Here is a 20565-nt window from a genome sequence, read left to right on the forward strand (position 1 = left end):
TGCAAGAAGTAGAATGTCCCTTAAGCTTTTACAGGAGGCTAAGTGTATTTTGGCTGCTTTGTTTTTGATGAATTTTGTATTTTTATAAAAGGCATATATTGTGCAGGCTTAAAAATTTTTATGAAATTTCTGCTGATAATATCCTTTATTCTAATCATTTTCGTTTTGTTAAGTCTCTCTCATCGCTAATTATGGAAATGTTATCCTCAAATACCTTGTTAATTATCAGAAAAATGAGAAAACTATTACTTTTATGAAAAAGTGTTGATTTTATATGAAGTAGTTTTTATAATAAGAGAATCTTAGATTAATAAATATAAATAAAAATGATTAAATATACATTTATACTCGGAAGGAGGAAGTTATGAAAGTATCTATAATTGGTACAACAGGATATGGTGGTGCAGAATTAATCAGAATTTTGCATAGTCATCCTTCATTCACAATTAAGTCTGTACATACAACAAGAGATGAAGTCCCAGTATGGAATGAATATCCTCATTTATTTAATATAATGGACAACAAACTAGAACCAATTAATCCAGAAAAAATAGCAAAAGAATGCGATATTGTTTTTTTTGCTACTCCTACAGGTGTATCCGGAAAGCTCGTTCAAGAATTCGCAGATAAAGAGATTCAAATGGTTGATTTATCTGGGGATCTGCGCTTAAGGAGTACAGGTGATTATCAGACATGGTATAAAAAGGAGCCTGTTTCCACTGACCTTATTGATAGCTTTGTTTATGGGCTTTCTGAATGGAATAAAGAAAAAATTGCTACCAGCACGAGAATTTCCAATCCGGGATGTTATCCGACTGCCACCCTCTTAGGATTAGCACCCCTAGTAAAAGAAAACTTGATATTGCCAAATAGTATTATTGTGGATGCTAAATCTGGTATTTCAGGAGCGGGTAGGAGTCCCTCAAGAGCTAATATGTTTGCTGAGATGAGCGAAAATTTTAAAATTTATAAAGTGAATGAACATCAGCATATTCCAGAAATAGAACAACAATTAGCTGATTGGAATTCTGAATCGAAAGCTATTACTTTTTCTACCCATCTTATGCCGACAAGCAGAGGATTAATGGCAACCATATATGCTACCTTAAATAAAAGTGTCACAAATGAACAAATTCATGATTTATATACAGAAATTTATGCAAACAGTCCTTTTGTGCGGGTGAGACCACTTTTTACCTATCCTTCGATAAAAGAAGTTAAAGGCTCTAATTTTTGTGATATTGGAATAAATGTGGATGAACGGACTAGCAGGATAACGATCGTATCGGTTATTGATAATTTAATGAAAGGGGCTGCGGGTCAGGCTGTTCAAAACGCAAATATTATGAATGGCTATGAGGAAACAGCTGGTTTGCAGTTTCTGCCGCTTTACCCATAAGGAGGAGCCAACGTGCAGATTATGAATAATATTCAATCCCATATAGAGGAGATAAAGGATGGGAATATCGTATCACCAATTGGCTATAAAGCTGCCGGTGTCCATGCTGGACTTCGATACAATAAGAAAGATATTGGCGCAATAGTAAGTGCCGTTCCAGCAAATTGTGCCGCTGTATACACAGCAAGTCACTTTCAAGCTGCACCATTAAAAGTAACGCAGGAATCTATTGCCAAAGAAAAACGAATTCAAGCAATTGTCGTAAATAGTGCTTGTGCAAATGCATGTACAGGGGAAAAAGGCTTAAAGGATGCCTATGAAATGAGAAAGATCATGGCCAATTATCTTCAAATAAAGGAAGAATATGTGGCAGTTTCTTCAACAGGTGTGATTGGTGAATATCTGCAAATGGATAAAATGGAAAAAGGAATTAATCAATTAATCTTTCATTCTACTCCCCAAAATGCAGAAGCATTTCAAGAAGCCATTTTAACGACTGATACAGTAATGAAAAAATGTTGCTATTCTGCAACTATTGCGGGGGTAACTGTTACGATGGGAGGAACAGCAAAGGGATCTGGCATGATTCATCCTAACATGGCAACAATGCTTGGATTTATTACGACAGATGCAGCCATCCCATCGGAAGTTCTTCAAGCTGCGTTAAGTAAGGTGATTCCTACTACCTTTAATCAAATTACAGTAGACGGAGATACTTCTACAAATGATACAGTCCTTGTACTGGCAAATGGCATGGCAAAAAACGAACCTCTTACCGAAGAGCATCCGGATTATCCGGTCTTTGTGGAGCTTTTATCTACAACATGTGAGAGTCTGGCTAAACAGATTGCTAAAGATGGTGAAGGTGCAACAAAGCTAATTGAAGTAAAGGTTTCAGGAAGCAATAATGACGAAGAAGCACGCATTATTGCGAAACAAATAGTAGGCTCTAATTTAGTGAAAACTGCAATTTATGGATCAGATGCTAACTGGGGAAGAATTATCACCGCTATCGGTCAAACAAAAACAGCCGTTAATCCATCAAGAGTAGACATAGCGATTGGCGATATCCTTATGCTTAAGGAAAGTGAACCACAGTCGTTTTCAGAACAAACGGCAATCGAGTATTTAAACCAAGATTTTATTCAGATATTTGTAGATTTGCATAATGGCAAGGGCGAAGGAAAAGCCTGGGGCTGCGATTTATCTTATGATTATGTCAAGATAAATGCCAGCTACAGAACTTGAGGTGATACTGTAGTGAAAACCATTGTTATAAAATGTGGCGGAAGTGTAATCGATCAACTAACATCAGAATTTTTTACTAGTTTAAAAAGGTTAAAGAATAAAGGCTATCAACTAGTTTTCGTCCATGGAGGCGGTCCTGATATCAATGAAATGCTTGATTATTTTCAAGTGAAAGCTGCCTTTCACAATGGACTTCGTAAAACGACGAAAGAGGCGTTGGAAATAGTCGAAATGGTCCTGTCTGGCAAAACAAATCGTAAGCTTGTTCAGTTATTAAGAGAACATGATTTGAATGGGATTGGACTCAATGGAACGGATAATAATTGCATAAATGCTTCTCTTATTGATGAAGAAAAGCTTGGACTAGTCGGAGAGGTATCCCAAGTTAATATCAGGTTGCTTTCCTCCCTTTTAGAAGAAAATTTGATTCCCGTCCTAACACCATTAGGGATTACAGAAGACGGAAGAAAATTAAATATTAATGCAGATTATGTAGCATCGGCAGTTGCGAAGTATTTACATGCCGAACAATGCCTTTTTGTAACAGACGTGGCAGGAATTTTAATAGATGGAGAACTTCAAGCAAGAATGGCACAAGAGGAAATCACTCATTACATCAATACTGGACAGATCAATGGAGGCATGATTCCGAAGGTTACCTCTGCTATCGCAGCACTGGAAAGTGGGTTAAATAGTGTCATGATTATATCAGGAAAAAAACAGTTTTTTGATGGTGAAGAATTAATCGGAACAAAAATTGTTGTGAAAGAAGGGATTGTAGAATGAGTCATTTATTCCCAACCTACTCAAAATGGGAAATAGAGCCAGAATCTGCACAGGGGAGTTATTTGTATAGTAAAAATGGTGGCGTTTATTTAGATTTTACTTCAGGAATAGGAGTATGTAATTTAGGGCATTGCCATCCAGAAGTAAAAGATGCTGTTGAACAACAGTTAAATAAATTTTGGCATGTTTCGAATCTTTTTCCATTAGAAGTGCAGGAAAAGGCAGCAGAAATATTGACGAAGGCATCAGGGTTAGATCTTGTTTTCTTTGCGAATAGTGGGGCAGAGGCAAATGAGGCAGCCATTAAACTAGCTAGAAAAGCAACAGGAAAAACAAAAATTCTTACTTTCCAGCAATCCTTTCATGGCAGAACCTTTGCAACAATGTCAGCAACAGGTCAGGATAAAATAAAGCAAGGCTATGGACCGATGCTGGAGACATTTGAGTATATTCCATTTAACGATTTAAATGCATTAAAAGAACAATTAACAGAAGACGTAGCTGCCGTAATGCTTGAAATAGTACAAGGAGAAGGCGGTATATATGTAGCTTCTCAAGAATTTTTACAAGGTGTTGAAGCAATTTGCAAAGAAAAGGGTGTCTTGCTGCTAATTGATGAAATTCAAACAGGAATGGGTAGAACAGGAAAAGCTTTTGCCTTTCAACACTTTGGTATTAAACCTGATATTATTAGTGTGGCAAAAGGAATGGCAAATGGAATTCCAACAGGAGCTATTGTGGCAGATGGAAAGCTAAAGGAGTTCTTTGGTCCAGGAAGCCATGGCACCACATTTGGAGGGAATCCTTTAGCGATGGCAGCAGCTGTTAAAACGATGGAAATAATCTTTGAACCAGCTTTCTTAGAAGAAGTAAAGAAAAAAAGTGAATGGGTATTTAGCCTTTTAAAAGAAAAATTAGCCGGAAATCAACATGTAAAGGACATTCGAGGTTTAGGATTGATGATTGGAATTGAATTGGATATACCCGTTGCTTCGATATTAGGAGAATTAAGAAGAGAAGGCTTAATCGTTTTAAATGCTGGGGAAAAGGTTATACGTTTATTGCCAAGTCTTAATACTTCACAGGAAGATTTTATTAAGGGAATGGAAATAATACAAAAAAGTTTAAATATTCATGCAAAAGTAACAATCTAACATGTATTTTTTTGCATGATGATGTATAATTATAAGAAATAAAGAGTAACTATACATTCATTATAGAGGTGTTAACAAATGGAAGGTTATCTTCACTTAAGCAATGGTGTGAAATATAAAGGTGAGTTCGTTACAACTAGCGATGCCAAAGAAATAAAGGGAGAAATCGTATTTTTCACTGGAATGACAGGATATCAGGAAGTACTAACAGATCCCTCCTATAAAGATCAAATTATTGTTTTTACGTACCCGTTAATTGGAAACTATGGCATAAACAAAGAAGATTTTGAAAGTAAAAAGCCACATGTTGCAGGAGTTATTGTATATGAATCGAATAGTGACGCATTCCATTATCAAGCTGAATATTCCTTACAGCAATATTTAAATAAATGGAATATTCCAATGCTAGCACATGTTGATACCCGTTCTATTGTAAAAAATATAAGACAATCTGGTTCTATGCCTGCCGTTATCACAGGAGAAAAAGAGATTTCCATCCCTGCATTTTCTTTAAAGGAGGATGTCAAAGTAGCAAAGGTTTCGGAAATGAACTTTCAAACGTATGGACAGGGTGAATATCATATTGTCCTTGTTGATTTTGGAAAAAAGGAAAGTATGTTAACAGCATTATTAGAGCGTGAGTGTAAAGTCACGGTTGTTCCCTATAATACACCATTTACTAGCATTAAATCACTGCAGCCTGATGGCATTCTCTTATCAAATGGACCTGGGAATCCAAAGGAGTTAATCAGTATTTTACCAACGATTAAAGCGATGATTAAGCATTACCCAACTCTTGGTATTTGTTTAGGACATCAGCTTGCAGCATTAGCTTTAGGGGCAGAAACTACCAAACTATCATTTGGACATAGAGGAGCCAATCATCCTGTAATGGATCGGAAGAAAAAGAAAGTGATTATGTCCTCTCAAAATCATAGCTATGTAGTAAAAGAAGAAAGTCTATCTGCTACAGGTTGTGAAGCAAGATTTTATAATCTTCACGATGGATCAGTAGAAGGGCTGTCTCACAGCATTTATCCACTGCAAACGGTACAGTTTCATCCAGAGGCAAATCCAGGTCCTTCAGAAGGATGTTATATATTTGATGAATTTATAGAAAATGTTAAAGCAAATAATGGGAGAGTTTTCGCATATGCCTAAAGACACGACGATAAAAACCATACTTGTAATAGGATCAGGACCAATTGTAATTGGTCAGGCAGCTGAATTTGATTATGCTGGCACACAAGCATGCATGGCTTTGAAAGAAGAAGGATATAAAGTCATCCTTGTAAATAATAATCCGGCTACGATAATGACAGATGAAACTTTTGCTGATTCGATTTATTTTGAACCATTGACAGTAGATGTATTAGAAAAGGTTATTCAAAAAGAAAAGCCTGATGGAATTCTTGCTACTTTAGGAGGTCAAACGGGATTAAATCTGGCATTTCAATTAAGTGAACAAGGCATCTTAGAAAAGTATCAAGTGAAATTGCTGGGAAGCTCTATTGAATCAATCAAAAAGGGAGAAGATAGAGAAGCATTTAGAGAATTAATGTATCAATTAAATGAACCAGTACCAGAAAGTAAAATTGTGCATAAAGTCGATGAAGCGATAGAATTTGCAAATGAAATTGGCTTTCCTATCATTGTTCGTCCTGCCTATACCTTAGGTGGAACAGGCGGTGGTATCGCTGGGGATATGGAAGAATTCATTAGTCTAGTATCTGGCGGTTTGAAGGAAAGTGCCATTGGTCAATGCTTAGTGGAAAGAAGTATTGCTGGCTTTAAGGAAGTAGAATATGAGGTAATGCGTGATAGTATGAATACATGTATTACCATTTGCAATATGGAAAACATCGATCCAGTCGGAATTCACACGGGGGATAGTATCGTTATTGCTCCGTCTCAAACATTAACAGATGTAGAATATCAAATGCTTCGTTCTGCTTCTATTAAAATCATTTCCGCCCTAGGAATTATAGGTGGATGCAATATCCAATTTGCATTAGATCCGAACAGTAAGAAATATTATTTAATTGAAGTAAATCCAAGGGTGAGTAGATCATCCGCCCTTGCATCAAAAGCTACTGGGTATCCGATTGCTAGAATGGCTGCAAAACTGGCAGTTGGTTATTGTCTCAATGAGCTAATTAATCCAGTAACAGGAGATACATTTGCAAGCTTTGAACCGGCATTAGATTATGTCGTAGTAAAAATACCAAAGTGGCCATTTGATAAATTTCCTACTGTATCAAGAAAACTCGGCACGCAAATGAAGGCGACAGGAGAAGTAATGGGAATAGACCGCAATCTGGAGCGGGCCTTGCTAAAAGCAATCCATTCTCTTGAGATAAAAGGAAATGATTTAATTCTTCGAGAATTAAAAGATATGTCAGTGGAAGTATTATACGAGAAAATGCTGGAACAAACGGATGAAAGATTTTTTATCATTTTAGAACTAATTAGGAAAGAGGAACCAATTGCTAAAATACATGATTTAACAAAAATCGATTTATTCTTCCTTCATCGATTTAAAAGATTGATTGAGATGGAGAAAGAAATATTCCATACTTCCCTCCAAACAGTAACAAAAGAGAGTTTGCTGCAATGGAAAGAAAAAGGGTTTAGTGATGCTTTCTTAGCAAATGCGTGGAATTGCTTTGAAAAAGAGGTAAGAGAAAAACGCAAACAGTTACAAGTGATGCCTATTTATAAAATGGTTGATACTTGTGCAGCAGAATTTAAAGCAAAAACTAATTACTACTATTCCAGCTATTATGGTGAAAATGAGCAAAATAAAAGTGCTAAACGAAAAGTACTTGTTATCGGCAGTGGTCCCATCAGAATTGGTCAAGGAATAGAGTTCGACTATTGCTCGGTTCATGGCGTATTTGCCTTAAAAGATGAAGGTCTGGAAACAATCCTTATTAATAATAATCCAGAGACCGTGAGTACAGATTTTGCCACGGCAGATCGTTTGTATTTTGAACCATTAAGCGTGGAAGATATTATGAATGTTATCGAATCAGAAGGGATAGAAGATGTCATTGTCCAATTAGGAGGTCAAACTGCTCTTAATGTAGCAAAAGAACTGGAATCCTATGGTGTCCATATACTTGGAACAAACAGTGACACAATCGATGTTTTAGAAGATAGAGATTTATTTTATAAGCTATTGGAAGAAGAAGATATTCCTCATATCCAAGGAGATAACGCAGAAAATGAGCAGCAGGTTATTGCTTCAGTCAAGAAGATAGGCTATCCAGTTCTTATCCGTCCATCTTATGTGATTGGCGGCAAGGGAATGGAACGGATAAATAATGAAGCAGAATTACAATCCTATTTACGAACGGATGTACCTTACCCTGTCCTTGTTGATCAGTTTATGGAAGCTTCAGAAGCAGAGTTGGACTTAGCAACAGATGGAATCGATATTTGTGTCCCGACGATTATGGAACATATCGAGAAAACGGGCGTACATTCGGGAGATAGTTTATCTATATTGCCTGCTAAAAATTTATCAGTAAGCGTAAAAGAAAAAATGATCACTTACGCAAAAAAAATTGTTCAGCATACAGGCTATAAAGGACTAATGAACATCCAGTATATTATCAATAAAGAAGAGGTATATGTATTGGAAGTAAATCCTCGCGCTAGTCGAACAGTACCGATTGTAAGCAAAGTAACTGGTGTACCATTAGTACAAATTGCGACAAAAATATTGCTTGGGAAATATACATTGACTGAAAAAGAAAAAACATATTCGGATGATATAGAATTTACTTGTATTAAGTATCCTGTTTATTCCAATTATGCTTTAAAAGGGCTAGATTCTAAATTGGGACCAGAAATGCGTTCTACAGGAGAAGGCATTGCACTTGCAGAAACGGTAGAAGATGCGTTGAGAAAAGTATTTCACCCTACTTTAAAGAAAATGCCAAAACAGGAGATGAAAATTGTTTTAAAAACAACAGAAGATCTAGCAGATCTTTATGAAAAAGCAGACCAAGTCCAATTATCAGTTGAAATCGCTGATAGCCAGACTGTCGAATCGTTATTAGCAGATAAGAGTACAGTTGCCTTTTATAATCCAACAAACTTACAAGAAGATCGACAATCTCGCGAATTAGCAACGAGAAATCGTATTATTACCTTCACGCAAAAAGAAAGTCTCGAAGCATTTATTTCCTCTTTTAAAGGAAAAGACATAACCGTTCATTCGATTCAGGAATGGCATACAAATATAAGAAAAGGAGTGAGTACAGTATGATGATTACATCTAATCTAGATTTAAAGGGAAAAGATTTATTAACATTGGCTGACTATTCAAAAGAAACAATCCTTGAATTATTAGATAAGGCGAAGGCAATAAAAGAATCACACTTAAAGGGAGAAATAATAGCCCCTCTAAAAGGAAAGACATTAGGAATGATTTTTGAGAAATCATCAACGCGAACAAGAGTCTCCTTTGAAGCGGGGATGACTCAGCTCGGAGGGCATGCACTATATTTAAATAGTCGAGATCTGCAAATTGGCAGAGGGGAAACTATATCAGACACCGCAAAAGTGTTATCCCAATATGTAGATGCCATTATGATACGTACTTTTTCTCATGATATTGTCGAAGAATTAGCAGAGCATGCAACCATACCTATTATCAACGGATTAACGGACTTATATCATCCATGTCAAGCATTAGCAGATTTACTTACTTTATTGGAAGTAAAAGGGAGTTTGGAAGGTCTAAAGCTTGCGTATATCGGGGACGGAAATAATGTGGCTCATTCTTTACTTATCGCTTGCTCGAAAGTAGGAGTCGATATTTCCATTGCGACACCACCAAATTATGAAGTCGATAAAAAAGTGGCGGAACTTGCCTATTCTTTTGCAAAAATAAGTGGCAGTAAAATTGTCCTTACTCATAATCCTATAGAAGCTGTTCGGGAGGCCGATGCTATCTACTCAGATGTATGGACCAGTATGGGGCAAGAAGCGGAAAATGAGCAGCGTTTAAAAGATTTCCAAGGCTTTCAAATTAATGCAGAATTAGTGAGCCATGCAAAATCGGATTACATTTTTTTACACTGTTTACCAGCCCATCGTGAAGAAGAAGTAACATCAGAAATTATCGATGGAAGTCATTCCTACGTCTTTCAGCAGGCCGGCAATAGATTACATGCACAAAAGGCATTATTGGTGGAAATTTTAAAATAATTTTTGTGAAGACTGTTAACAGATACATGTTTGTTAACAGTCTTTTTAGTTTTTTTTATAGGTATGTACTTATAGCATGCTCGAATGAAAATGTATTTATCTAATAAAAAGCCAGTCATTATTTTCCGTAATGTTCACTTTGAAAAAAGGTAATACTAATAAGCAGTTAAGTAACACGTTTTTTGCTTCGTGTTTACTTAGCATTTGAATTGGTAATGGATAAAGGAGGAGTTTATTTTGGGTCAAAATAGACAGTTTCGTCCAGGGCAAAAGGCACCAAACAATGGATTGTATATAGAAATTGGTGAAACCGGAAGTAACGTAAATAATCCTCAAATGCTAAAACTGAAAGCTGGAGACCGCTTTCCAGAAACATCGAATCATAATCGATTATGGACATATCAAAGAAAACCATAATAAGGTAACCCCAATATTATACGATGATACCAATACTCGTATAATGATTTAAAAAGGGATTTCTCTAAAGAGTCTGCTTCATGATGATTATCTCCTTGAGATCATTGTTTTGAATATACTCTTTGTCCAAGAGAGATCCCTTTACATATGGATAAATTATACTATAATAAAAACAAAGGTCAAAAAAGGTCAAAAAAGGAGTCTTGTAAAATGAACGTAGAGCAGATGACAGAAAGAGTCCAATTAGCCATAACTGAAGCACAATCCCTTGCAAGAAAAGAAAGTCATCAAGAAATAGATGATATTCATTTATTTATGGCAATTCTTCATCAACAGGATAATTTAATGACGGCCATTTTAAACAAGTTACAAAAAGATCCAAATAGAGTGAGCGATAAATTAGCGGAAGAATTAAAGAAAAAGCCACAAGTATCATTTAGTGGTTCTCAACAAGGTACGGTATATATAACTGCTGGTTTGCAGCAGCTTTTAATGAAAGCAGAAGAAGAGATGCGGGAATGGGAAGATGAATACTTATCTGTAGAGCATCTTATACTGTCAGCCTATAAAGTAGAATCCTCTGCAATAGGAAGAATATTGAAAGAGGAAGATATTTCATTAGCGGAAATAAAGAAAGTAATAAAAGAGATAAGGGGGACACAGAGAGTGACAAGCAAAAATCCCGAAGCGACATATGAAGTACTTAGTAAATATGGACGAGACTTAGTAGAAGAAGTAAAGTTGGGCAAGCTTGACCCAGTGATTGGTCGTGATAATGAAATTCGTAATGTAATCCGTATACTATCAAGAAAGACCAAAAATAATCCTGTTTTAATTGGGGAACCGGGAGTGGGAAAAACGGCTATTGTAGAAGGTTTAGCACAAAGGATCGTTCGAAAAGATGTCCCAGAAGGCCTAAAAGATAAAACTATTTTTTCTTTAGATATGGGGGCATTAGTAGCAGGAGCCAAATTTAGAGGCGAATTTGAAGAACGTTTAAAAGCTGTTTTACAAGAAGTGAAAAATAGTGATGGCAGAATCATTTTATTTATTGATGAATTGCATACAATTGTCGGGGCAGGAAAAACAGATGGTGCAATGGATGCAGGAAATATGCTTAAACCGATGCTGGCAAGAGGAGAGCTTCACTGTATTGGTGCCACAACATTAGATGAACATCGTCAATATATTGAAAAAGATCCTGCACTTGAACGCCGCTTTCAGCAGGTTTTAGTCTCAGAGCCGACAGTGGAAGATACGATTGCTATACTAAGAGGACTCAAAGAAAGATTTGAAATTCATCATGGTGTAAATATTCAAGATCGTTCTATTATTGCAGCTGCAACTTTATCGGACAGGTATATAACAGAACGCTTCTTGCCGGATAAAGCTATCGATTTAATAGACGAAGCTTGCGCGATGATTCGTACAGAAATCGATTCGATGCCAATTGAAATAGATGAACTAACAAGAAAAATTATGCAGCTTGAAATTGAGGAAGCGGCATTGCATGGAGAAGAGGATGAGCAAAGTAAAGCGAGACTTGCGGTTATTGCAAAGGAATTAGCTAATCACAGAGAACGTTCTAATGTCTTAAAAGCAAAATGGCAGCAGGAAAAGGATGCTTTACAATCCATCCATGAGAAAAAAGAACAGCTTGAACGAAAAAAGAGAGAGTTAGAGGATGCAGAAAATAATTATGATTTAAATAAAGCAGCTGAGCTAAGACATGGCAGCATTCCAAAATTAGAAAAAGAAATTAAGAAGATGGAAGAAAAGATAAAACAAGGACAAGAGAACCGTCTCCTTCGAGAAGAAGTGACAGAAGAGGAAATTGCCAATATTGTTGCAAGGTGGACTGGGATTCCTGTATCCAAGCTAGTGGAGAAAGAGAGAGAAAAATTATTACGCTTAGAAGCAATTCTGCAAGAAAGAGTGGTTGGCCAAGCAGAGGCAGTGCAGTTAGTCAGTGATGCAGTATTAAGAGCGAGAGCAGGAATAAAAGACCCAAACAGACCAATTGGCTCCTTCTTATTTTTGGGACCTACAGGTGTTGGGAAAACGGAACTTGCAAAAACCTTAGCGGCAACGCTTTTTGATAGTGAAGAGCAAATGATTCGTATCGATATGTCCGAGTATATGGAAAAACATGCTGTGTCTCGTTTAATCGGTGCTCCTCCAGGATATATAGGCTATGAAGAAGGGGGACAATTAACAGAAGCAATCAGAAGAAAACCATATTCTGTTGTCCTATTAGATGAAGTAGAGAAAGCTCATCCAGAAGTATTCAATATTCTGCTTCAAGTTCTTGATGATGGCAGGATTACAGATTCGAGAGGACGAACAGTGGACTTTAAAAATACAGTCATCATCATGACATCCAATATTGGTTCCCATCTTTTATTAGAAACGGGAGAAGCAGAGGAAATACCCGAAGTAATAAGAGAAGGCGTTATGAATCAATTAAATGGACATTTTAGACCAGAATTTTTAAACAGAATTGATGAAGTTATTTTATTCAAACCATTATCACTCGGAAATATTAAAGATATAGTATCCAAGCTAGTTGTTCAATTACAAGCACGCCTTACAGATCAGCATATCACTATTGATATGACGGAAAAGGCGAAAGAATTTGTTGCAAGAAATGGATTTGATCCAAAATTTGGAGCAAGACCACTTCGTAGATATTTACAGAAAACAATTGAAACACTGCTGGCAAAAGATATAATTGCTGGTAAAGTAAAAGAAAATGATCATGTCTTAATTGATGAAGAAGAGGAACAAATAATTTTAAAACATACTTTGTAATTTTCGACTATTAAGTGTTTGTAACAGCCTGAATACAATTGGACAAACGAGTAAATATTTGTATTCAGGCATGTTTTTATGGCTGCAATAAAAAAGGTGATTAAACAAAATACACGAATAGTATTCCCCTATTAGTGCATATATTTAATCACCCAATCTTACAATATACAGATTTTTAATGAGAACCTTTTTCATGAGCAGGTTCATCTGGAATAATTGCTGATAAAATGAAAACTAGTACGGAAAAGACAGCTGTCAGAATTAGCCCCATTGAAAAATTAAAAGGAACCCCATTCATTGAACCCACAACATAAACTAACATTTGAGCAAGTAAAAATGTCCAAAAAATTGTCATTATGTAACGCAACCGAAATCACCTCTTTATAGCTTGCTTATCATAACCATCTTACCACATCGAAGCTAAATAATAAATGTGAATGATAGAGCTTTCTTAAATTCTTCACTTTTTCCATTATAAATAGTATTTCCGATTCTGTTAATATGTCATTCCTTTAACAGAAATAGATAAAAAATCTGATTATTTTCTGAGATGACTCCGCATTTCTTCTTGAAATATAGGCAAACTCCCTTACGTTTTAATAAAAGAGACATACATTATTAGAAGGAAAATGCTAAAAAGGAGTTTTTAAGATGGAGAACCGGAACTTCCTGTTAGATACCGAATGGAACATGATACATTATCCTCATCGACCTAATGGTTTCGGTATCTTAATAATTGGAGACGAAAGAAATTATGTAACCGACAGTAATAGTTTTTGGAACCAAAATGAAGGAAAGCGGAATTTAATTGAATCGTTACGGGATAATGGATATACGATATTTTATTCCAATCTATATGGAAAGAACTGGGGCAGTGAAAAAGCTTTGCAATTGGCGAAAAGATTATATGAACATATTATTCGAACAGAAATATTAAACCAGAGAATTCATATAATTGCTGAAGGAATGGGGGCACTGACAGCGATCCAATTAATGATGGAGATGAAAGACAATATTCGATCTGTTGTTTTGCTAAACCCAATTTTATCTTTAAAAGAACATTTAGATAGAGAGAAAGAGCATAAGTTTTTTATAAAAAAGTTAACGAATGAGATAAGTATCGCTTTTAATACGAATAAGCAGGAGTTATTCGAAATGGTAAAGGAGAAAAAGGAGTATCAGTTAGATGAGGCAGACATCCCAACAAAAATTATTCACATTTTGCATAACGGTAGATCCTATTACCAATCAAATGGATTAAAAAAAGCTTCTGTAATTTGGGAAGAAAAAGACCTGCCTATTTTTGTTTCTTATGTATTACCGGAGAAAAGGAGTGCCATTCCGAAACAAATTGCTACGTTTTTTAAAAAATATGAAAAGTCGCTTTGAGAGAAAAGATGGTGTCCAAGTAGCATAGGCTATATTAGGCACCATCTTTTTTGAATTTTTCATAGAAGAATGGGTACTAAATCAAGCTTTTATTAAGCATATGAAATAATTGTCTTTTTTATTGCATATGATACATTAAGTAATTTTAATGGGAGGCTTTTTCATGAAGAAAGCTGTAATATTTGGCGTTTATCAGTTTGTGGGCTTTCATATATGCTCCGCATTATTAGAAGAAGGAGAGAAAATAATCGGCATCTCCTATCCGGAAGTTTCGATAGAAGATTTAGAAGATAAGAAAATGGAAATTGGGCGCAATGCGAATTTTAGTGAGAAAAGCTTGGATAAGCTCCCTTTTATTCTCCAAGATTCAAATGTACAACATATATATTTTGACCTTTATACATTAAAACAAATATCAATATACGAAAAGGTCCAAAGTCTGTTTTCAAATTTTCGAGATAAAGAAAAGAGCTGCGGTAAAAAGTTGATTTTTTTAGTGAATATTACTTCTATAGAGTCAGAAAGAGAGTTTGCAACCTTTTTAAAAGATAATTTAGTTGACCATGATATACAAGTAATTCATCTACCAACACTTTATGGTCCGTGGCAGCCAAATGATTTTTTATTTCAACAGATTGTAGAGGGAAAAGAGAAGAACGATATTCAGTTAAATGTACGCGAGTATACAATGGATGCAATTTTTATTGAAGATGCGGTAAGGGAAGTAGTAAAAATGACAACGAAAGGAAAAAATAATGATATTCTATTAAAGAGTAAGGAAATAAACCATTGGCAAAGATGCTTAGAACAATTACAATGGGATATACCAAAAACAAATAAGACATTGCAATTATCTCGAAATTTACAAGAAGTAATCATTGAAAACAAAGGGACGATAGAGGATAACATAGAAAAGCAAAAAAGGCATTACTTATTTAATAGAATTTAGCAGTATTATAGGAGTAAATACAATGAAAAGTGCATGGATGAACATTCGTAAATCAATAATTAGGGGAAAGCTTTTTTTTATCCTTCCTCTAATGGCGTGTGTTCTTTTCCTTTTTCTATTCTTTAATAGTTCACTGGAGAAACAAGGGAAAATAGAAAAAGTTGGTCTTCTTGTAGTTGGAACAGTAAATGATCAGGCATGGGGGACGCAAGGATATAAAGGATTATTAAATATACATACGAAACTTGGGGTAGATGTGTTTTATAAAGAGTCTATTGATTCTTACACAGTTGCAGAAAGAGCAGTGAAGGAATTACAGGGAAAAGGGGTCAATTTAATTTTTGGCCACGGCGGAAACTTTGTGCAGTATTTTAACATTCTTTCTCATAAATTTCCCTCCATCCATTTTGTTAGTTTAAATGGAAGAGAACCTGCAACACAACCGAATACAAGTAATATTAGACTAGAGAATTATCCGATGGGCTTTTTTGGCGGGATGGTTGCTGGACATATGACAAGAACAAATAAGGTTGGGGTTATTGGTGCATACGAATGGCAAGAGGAAGCCACTGGTTTTGAAGCAGGCGTCCACTATATCAATAAGGATGTAGATGTCTTGAAAGAATTCGTTAATGATTGGGATAACCGTGAAAGGGCAATGAACCTGTTAGATAAGGAGATCAGTCAACATGTAGACGTGGTTTATCCAGTTGGTGATAGTTTTCATGTGGGGATCCTGGAAAAAATGAAAGAAAATGGTTTATACGCGATTGGATATATTTCAGATCAGTCCACTATTGGGAAGTATGCTGTCTTAACAAGCACCATTCAAGATATCCCCAAGCTTTATGGGCAAATTGCTCAAGCATTTGATGAAGGCAAACTAAAGTCTGGAAATCGCTCCTGTGGGATTAGAGATGATACCATTTTTCTAGGGAAATATAGCCCCAATGTAGATAAAGAGTTTATAGAACGATTGGAAAAAGACTTAGACCGCTATAAGAATACAGGCAAGTTGCCAGATGAAATTAAATTAAAATAGAAAATCAAAAACAATTTCTCGAAAGAAAGCTTGATATCTTTTGAAAAATTGTTTTTTTTTTGAACAAAAAAATTTAAAAAATGACTAGGAATACTCGCAGCTTTAGCTGAAATGGAAGGAAATCATACATTTTTAAATTAATACAGGAGTCTGCACAATTATGTGCAAATAAAGGTATTAATGTAATAAAGAATGAGCTTTATACTAAAAAACATAGAAATGAAAACGCTTAATAATGAGGAGGGAAATTTAAATGAATAATTCATGGTTAGACCTGGAAGGGAAAGTTGCCATTGTAACAGGTGGATCTTCTGGGATTGGTTTTGCTATTGCAAAAGAGTTAGTTAATAATGGTGCGAAGGTGATTATCTCTGATTTAGTAGGAGAAGAGGGACAGCAAGCAGACGGTTCTTTTCTTATTAAATGTGATGTCACCAATAAAGAAAGTATTGATCGAATGATTAATAAAGTTGTTGAACAATATGGAAAGATTGACATTTTAGTTAATAATGCTGGTGTGAACTTACCAAGATTGCTAGTTGATATAAAAGGAGAAAAACCACAATATGAATTAAATGAAAAAGACTTTGACTTTATGGTTGCGGTTAATCAAAAAGGTCCATATCTTTGTGCACAAGCGGCAGCAAAGGAAATGCTGAAGCAAGGTAAAGGGGTAATTATTAATGTTGCTTCTGAAGCTGGTCAAGAAGGATCGGCAGGTCAGAGTTGTTATTCTGCTACCAAAGGAGCGCTAATCTCATTTTCTCGCGCATGGGCAAAAGAGTTAGGGACATATAATATTCGCGTAGTTGCTATTGCTCCAGGAATATTAGAGAAAACAGGTTTACGCACGAGTGCTTACAATGAAGCTTTAGCTTATACTCGAGGTGTTACTGTAGACGATCTATCAACTGATTACAGTAAATCAATTCCGATTGGCAGGGAGGGGAAATTAAAAGAGGTTGGTGATTTAGTATCCTATCTTGCTTCAGATAGAGCTAGTTATATTACAGGGACAACCTTTAATATATCAGGTGGAAAATCACGTGGCTAATAACTAACCATTTAATGAATAAATCAGTTAATATACCAATGCTTTATGATATATTTAGTGAATTGAATATAAGCATAGTTCATATATGAACAACAGGATATAAGGGTGTGGTAATTAAATGGCTGATTTAAATTCCAGTAGTCGCATAGGGAAAATTATAGAATTAACAGCTAAAAAAATGTATTGTCCTTTAGATTATCTTGCGCAACAAATGGGGATAAGTGCAAGAACAGTTCGGCTAGTTATTAAGCAATTTAATAAAGAATTAGAAGGAATAGCTGAATTGATTAATGAAAGAGGGAAAGGTTTTTTTTTGAAAATCCACAATCAGGAAAAGCTTAATAGGGTTATAGAGCAGTTTAATAAACTCTCTCAAATGGTTGATTCACCTCAAAGAAGAATCGCAACTGTTATCGATATGTTATTGAATGATGATGGAATAATAACTATGGATGAAATGGCCTTTGAGCTAAATTTAGGAAGAACAACATTAGTGAATGAATTAAAAAAAGCTTCAGTGGCTCTTGAAACGTATAATCTTGCCATCAAAGGAAAACAGAACAAGGGAATGTACTTAAAAGGTAGAGAAATAGATTTGCGATTTTTTATACTGGATAATTTATTTCCATATCTTTTCACCGAAGATTCATTGGATAAAGATATTAAAGAAGCAATTATAGAAGTGGCCAATCATTATGACTTTGAGATAAGTACGAAAGATAGATTACTTCATTCTATTATTATTATGCTTGATCGTTTTTTAAAAGGTCACTCTATAAAAGAAATGGATGATAACTACCATAAGATAGTAAATTCACCTGATTTCAATATAGCCTTAGAAATAGGCAAAGTTCTTGAAAGGAAATTATCTATAAACCTACCTAGATGTGAGATTCTTTTTATTGCATTGCCAATCGTCGGGAGAAGGACACCAATTAATAGTCATTCCATTGAAGGTATTATAGTAACAAAGGAAATCACGAATCTTTTGGATAATAGCATCACTTATTTAGGGTTTAATTTAAATAAGGTAAAAGAAAGTGGAGATTTTTATAAGGATTTACAATATCATCTTACTTTTATGATAAATCGATTAATGTTTAATATCCAGTTGAAAAATCCTTTATTAGAAGATATCAAAGGAAAGTACCCCTTGGCATATCAAATGTCAGAAATAGTTGGAGAAAGTATTTTCAAAGAATATGGAATGAAAGTTTCAGAAGAAGAACTAGGATATATCGCATTATACTTTGGTATTTTCATTGAGAATAACAAGGACAATCTAAAGAAATTAGAACAGGTAGTAGTGGTATGTGGAACTGGTAGAGGGACAGCAAAAATTGTCGCAATGCAGCTGAAAAAAATACTCGACCCCCATACTAAAATAGATATCTTTTCTGAAAATGAATTAAGTAAGAATACATTAGATAAGTATGATATTGTCTTTTCGACAGTTAATATACCCTATGCCATTCAAACGCCGTTAGTTATCCTTAATGAAATCTTTGATGAGAAAAAGGTTCTGCAACAAATCGAACATATTAGTTACTTAGATAAATTTAAAATAAAAGAAAATAGTAGTACAAGTTTCCATTCTGTTATTAAACTACTGCTAAATAAACAAAAATTCTTTATTTTAGATAAATCGTTAAGTTACTCAGAAAATCTAAATTGGATGGTTGATCAGCTAACTTTAAATGGTTATGTGGATGATGGCTTCAAACAGCGCTTGCAAATAAGAGAAGAAAAAGGGTCGATGATATTTGATAAATATATTGCACTTCCACATACCCTCAATTATCAGTCAGACAAAATAGAGCTGGCGGTAGGGATTTTTCCAGAAACAGTCTGGCAGGATAATCATGCGTTAAAGTTAGTGTTTTTGTTAGCTTTACCAGAACATACAGAATATGATGCTAGTTTATTAGTGAAAATTTATGATGAAATTATTAATATATCTTCTAATACAAAATTAGTGAATAAATTAATTCAAGTTAAAAAATATGAAGATTTATGTCTTTATCTCGAGGATGGAATAGAGAAGGATATTTAGGATGTGAATGAATGGAACTAATTATAATTATGCTTTTAATAGCAGGAGCATTTGTTATTCAAATGGGATTGGGATTTTTACAGATTAAACATTTTACTAAAGGTTATTCGGAACTAAGAAGAATGGGAAAAGTAGCGATTGGGAAGAAACCTGGTCGGATTAAAGCAGGCACAATTGTTTTGTTTGCAATCAATAAAAATGGCAGAATCCTTGCCGCAAAAAAAATGCAAGGAGTCACCGTAATGGCGAAATTTCGAGATTTGCCAGGTTTTCTTGATAAGAATATTAGAAATTTAAAAGAAGAAGATTTAAAGCATTGCAATAAATTACTAAGAGATGCAATTTTAGATGCCTCGAATAATTACAAGATAATTATGAATGGTGGAGTCGTGCCAGAAAAAGATAGTTTCTTTAAAAGAATGATGATACGAGCAGAAAATGCCGTTTCATTTAAAAAATAAGAAGAGGTGTAATTCATGGATTATATCATAAAGTTTGCTGAAGGATTTAGAAATTTATTTGATACAGGAGCAGAGACGTTCATTTCCTGGATGACAGGTATAGTTCCAGTAGTGTTATTACTACTGGTAGCGATGAATACTATCATTCAATTAATAGGTGAAAATCGCATTAATCGTTTAGCGTCGGCTTCTTCCAAAAATCCATTATTAAGATATTTAGTTTTGCCATTATTAGGGACATTTATGTTAGGTAATCCAATGGGATTATCGTTAGGAAGATTTTTACCAGAGAAATATAAACCTAGTTATTATGCATCTGCATCTTACTTCTGTCACACAAGTAATGGACTATTTCCTCATATTAATCCAGGAGAGCTATTTATTTTCCTAGGAATTGCTGCAGGAATAGAACAATTAGGCTTTAGCACGGCTGATTTAGCGGTTAGGTACTTCCTTGTGGGATTAGTTATGAATTTCTTCGCAGGTTGGATTACGGATTTTACAACGAAAATGGTAGAAAAACAGCAAGGAATAAAATTAAATTCCGAAGTGAATTTAAATCATTAAGATGGAGGATACCGA

General features: G+C 35.0%; 17 protein-coding genes. 16 read left to right on the plus strand and 1 reads right to left on the minus strand.

Annotation, left to right across the window (positions count from 1 at the left end):
- Positions 1-364 precede the first annotated feature (364 nt).
- The 9 genes from argC (at position 365) to clpB (ending at position 13035) form a co-directional block, all read left to right on the plus strand.
- Positions 365-1399, plus strand: a complete 1035-nt coding sequence (argC, locus tag C2I06_RS00495) for an N-acetyl-gamma-glutamyl-phosphate reductase (RefSeq protein ID WP_095330031.1) — start codon at positions 365-367, stop codon at positions 1397-1399.
- A 12-nt stretch (positions 1400-1411) separates the two neighbouring features.
- Entirely contained in the window at positions 1412-2647 is a 1236-nt protein-coding gene (argJ, locus tag C2I06_RS00500; RefSeq protein WP_095330030.1) for a bifunctional ornithine acetyltransferase/N-acetylglutamate synthase, read from the plus strand.
- 12 nt (positions 2648-2659) lie between these two features.
- Complete coding sequence (gene argB / locus C2I06_RS00505) at positions 2660-3433, plus strand: acetylglutamate kinase (protein ID WP_095330029.1); 774 nt, start codon at positions 2660-2662, stop codon at positions 3431-3433.
- Positions 3430-4587, plus strand: coding sequence for an acetylornithine transaminase (locus C2I06_RS00510; RefSeq protein ID WP_095330028.1), 1158 nt, complete (start codon positions 3430-3432; stop codon positions 4585-4587). The genes argB and C2I06_RS00510 overlap by 4 nt, the downstream gene beginning before the upstream one ends.
- 78 nt (positions 4588-4665) lie before the next feature.
- On the plus strand, positions 4666-5748 hold the full coding sequence (locus tag C2I06_RS00515; RefSeq protein ID WP_095330027.1) for a carbamoyl phosphate synthase small subunit: 1083 nt from the start codon (positions 4666-4668) through the stop codon (positions 5746-5748).
- On the plus strand, positions 5741-8863 hold the full coding sequence (locus C2I06_RS00520; protein ID WP_123257240.1) for a carbamoyl-phosphate synthase (glutamine-hydrolyzing) large subunit: 3123 nt from the start codon (positions 5741-5743) through the stop codon (positions 8861-8863). The genes C2I06_RS00515 and C2I06_RS00520 overlap by 8 nt, the downstream gene beginning before the upstream one ends.
- Entirely contained in the window at positions 8860-9807 is a 948-nt protein-coding gene (gene argF, locus C2I06_RS00525) for an ornithine carbamoyltransferase (RefSeq protein ID WP_123257241.1), read from the plus strand. The genes C2I06_RS00520 and argF overlap by 4 nt, the downstream gene beginning before the upstream one ends.
- Positions 9808-10044: 237 nt before the next feature.
- Entirely contained in the window at positions 10045-10224 is a 180-nt protein-coding gene (locus C2I06_RS00530; RefSeq protein WP_047942478.1) for a YjzC family protein, read from the plus strand.
- 210 nt (positions 10225-10434) lie between these two features.
- A complete protein-coding gene (gene clpB, locus C2I06_RS00535) occupies positions 10435-13035 on the plus strand; it encodes an ATP-dependent chaperone ClpB (RefSeq protein WP_123257242.1) in 2601 nt (866 codons plus the stop codon).
- A gap of 175 nt (positions 13036-13210) precedes the next feature.
- Here clpB and C2I06_RS00540 read toward each other — a convergent pair whose 3' ends face one another.
- The gene (locus C2I06_RS00540) at positions 13211-13402 is read right to left on the minus strand and encodes a YjzD family protein (protein WP_047942476.1); all 192 of its coding nucleotides are present in this window, start codon (positions 13400-13402) and stop codon (positions 13211-13213) included.
- A 284-nt stretch (positions 13403-13686) separates the two neighbouring features.
- Between C2I06_RS00540 and C2I06_RS00545 the strand changes: the two genes are divergently transcribed.
- From C2I06_RS00545 to srlA, 7 genes are all read left to right on the plus strand, one after another.
- A complete protein-coding gene (locus C2I06_RS00545) occupies positions 13687-14424 on the plus strand; it encodes an alpha/beta hydrolase family protein (RefSeq protein WP_095330023.1) in 738 nt (245 codons plus the stop codon).
- 163 nt (positions 14425-14587) lie between these two features.
- Positions 14588-15373: a Rossmann-fold NAD(P)-binding domain-containing protein gene (locus C2I06_RS00550; protein WP_123257243.1), complete on the plus strand. Its 786-nt coding sequence runs from the start codon at positions 14588-14590 to the stop codon at positions 15371-15373.
- 22 nt (positions 15374-15395) lie between these two features.
- Positions 15396-16415 (plus strand): BMP family ABC transporter substrate-binding protein, encoded by a 1020-nt coding sequence (locus tag C2I06_RS00555; protein ID WP_249928263.1) that lies wholly within the window; start codon positions 15396-15398, stop codon positions 16413-16415.
- Between the two features lie 253 nt (positions 16416-16668).
- A complete protein-coding gene (locus C2I06_RS00560; protein WP_123257244.1) occupies positions 16669-17469 on the plus strand; it encodes an SDR family oxidoreductase in 801 nt (266 codons plus the stop codon).
- Between the two features lie 118 nt (positions 17470-17587).
- Positions 17588-19522, plus strand: a complete 1935-nt coding sequence (locus tag C2I06_RS00565) for a BglG family transcription antiterminator (RefSeq protein WP_123257245.1) — start codon at positions 17588-17590, stop codon at positions 19520-19522.
- Between the two features lie 11 nt (positions 19523-19533).
- A complete protein-coding gene (locus tag C2I06_RS00570; RefSeq protein WP_095330021.1) occupies positions 19534-19983 on the plus strand; it encodes a transcriptional regulator GutM in 450 nt (149 codons plus the stop codon).
- Positions 19984-19998: 15 nt separating this feature from the next.
- On the plus strand, positions 19999-20550 hold the full coding sequence (gene srlA / locus C2I06_RS00575) for a PTS glucitol/sorbitol transporter subunit IIC (RefSeq protein WP_095330020.1): 552 nt from the start codon (positions 19999-20001) through the stop codon (positions 20548-20550).
- The last annotated feature ends 15 nt before the right edge of the window (positions 20551-20565 follow it).

The sequence above is a fragment of the Niallia circulans genome (assembly GCF_003726095.1).
Lineage (GTDB): Bacteria > Bacillota > Bacilli > Bacillales > Cytobacillaceae > Niallia > Niallia circulans_A.

Bases quoted from the DNA above. Each gene is read 5' to 3' on its own strand.
- argF (WP_123257241.1), top strand. From the start codon at position 8,860: ATGATGATTACATCTAATCTAGATTTAAAGGGAAAAGATTTATTAACA.
- argC (WP_095330031.1), top strand. From the start codon at position 365: ATGAAAGTATCTATAATTGGTACAACAGGATATGGTGGTGCAGAATTA.
- C2I06_RS00545 (WP_095330023.1), top strand. From the start codon at position 13,687: ATGGAGAACCGGAACTTCCTGTTAGATACCGAATGGAACATGATACAT.
- C2I06_RS00515 (WP_095330027.1), top strand. From the start codon at position 4,666: ATGGAAGGTTATCTTCACTTAAGCAATGGTGTGAAATATAAAGGTGAG.
- C2I06_RS00570 (WP_095330021.1), top strand. From the start codon at position 19,534: ATGGAACTAATTATAATTATGCTTTTAATAGCAGGAGCATTTGTTATT.
- C2I06_RS00510 (WP_095330028.1), top strand. From the start codon at position 3,430: ATGAGTCATTTATTCCCAACCTACTCAAAATGGGAAATAGAGCCAGAA.
- C2I06_RS00555 (WP_249928263.1), top strand. From the start codon at position 15,396: ATGAAAAGTGCATGGATGAACATTCGTAAATCAATAATTAGGGGAAAG.
- C2I06_RS00565 (WP_123257245.1), top strand. From the start codon at position 17,588: ATGGCTGATTTAAATTCCAGTAGTCGCATAGGGAAAATTATAGAATTA.
- srlA (WP_095330020.1), top strand. From the start codon at position 19,999: ATGGATTATATCATAAAGTTTGCTGAAGGATTTAGAAATTTATTTGAT.
- C2I06_RS00560 (WP_123257244.1), top strand. From the start codon at position 16,669: ATGAATAATTCATGGTTAGACCTGGAAGGGAAAGTTGCCATTGTAACA.
- C2I06_RS00550 (WP_123257243.1), top strand. From the start codon at position 14,588: ATGAAGAAAGCTGTAATATTTGGCGTTTATCAGTTTGTGGGCTTTCAT.
- clpB (WP_123257242.1), top strand. From the start codon at position 10,435: ATGAACGTAGAGCAGATGACAGAAAGAGTCCAATTAGCCATAACTGAA.
- C2I06_RS00520 (WP_123257240.1), top strand. From the start codon at position 5,741: ATGCCTAAAGACACGACGATAAAAACCATACTTGTAATAGGATCAGGA.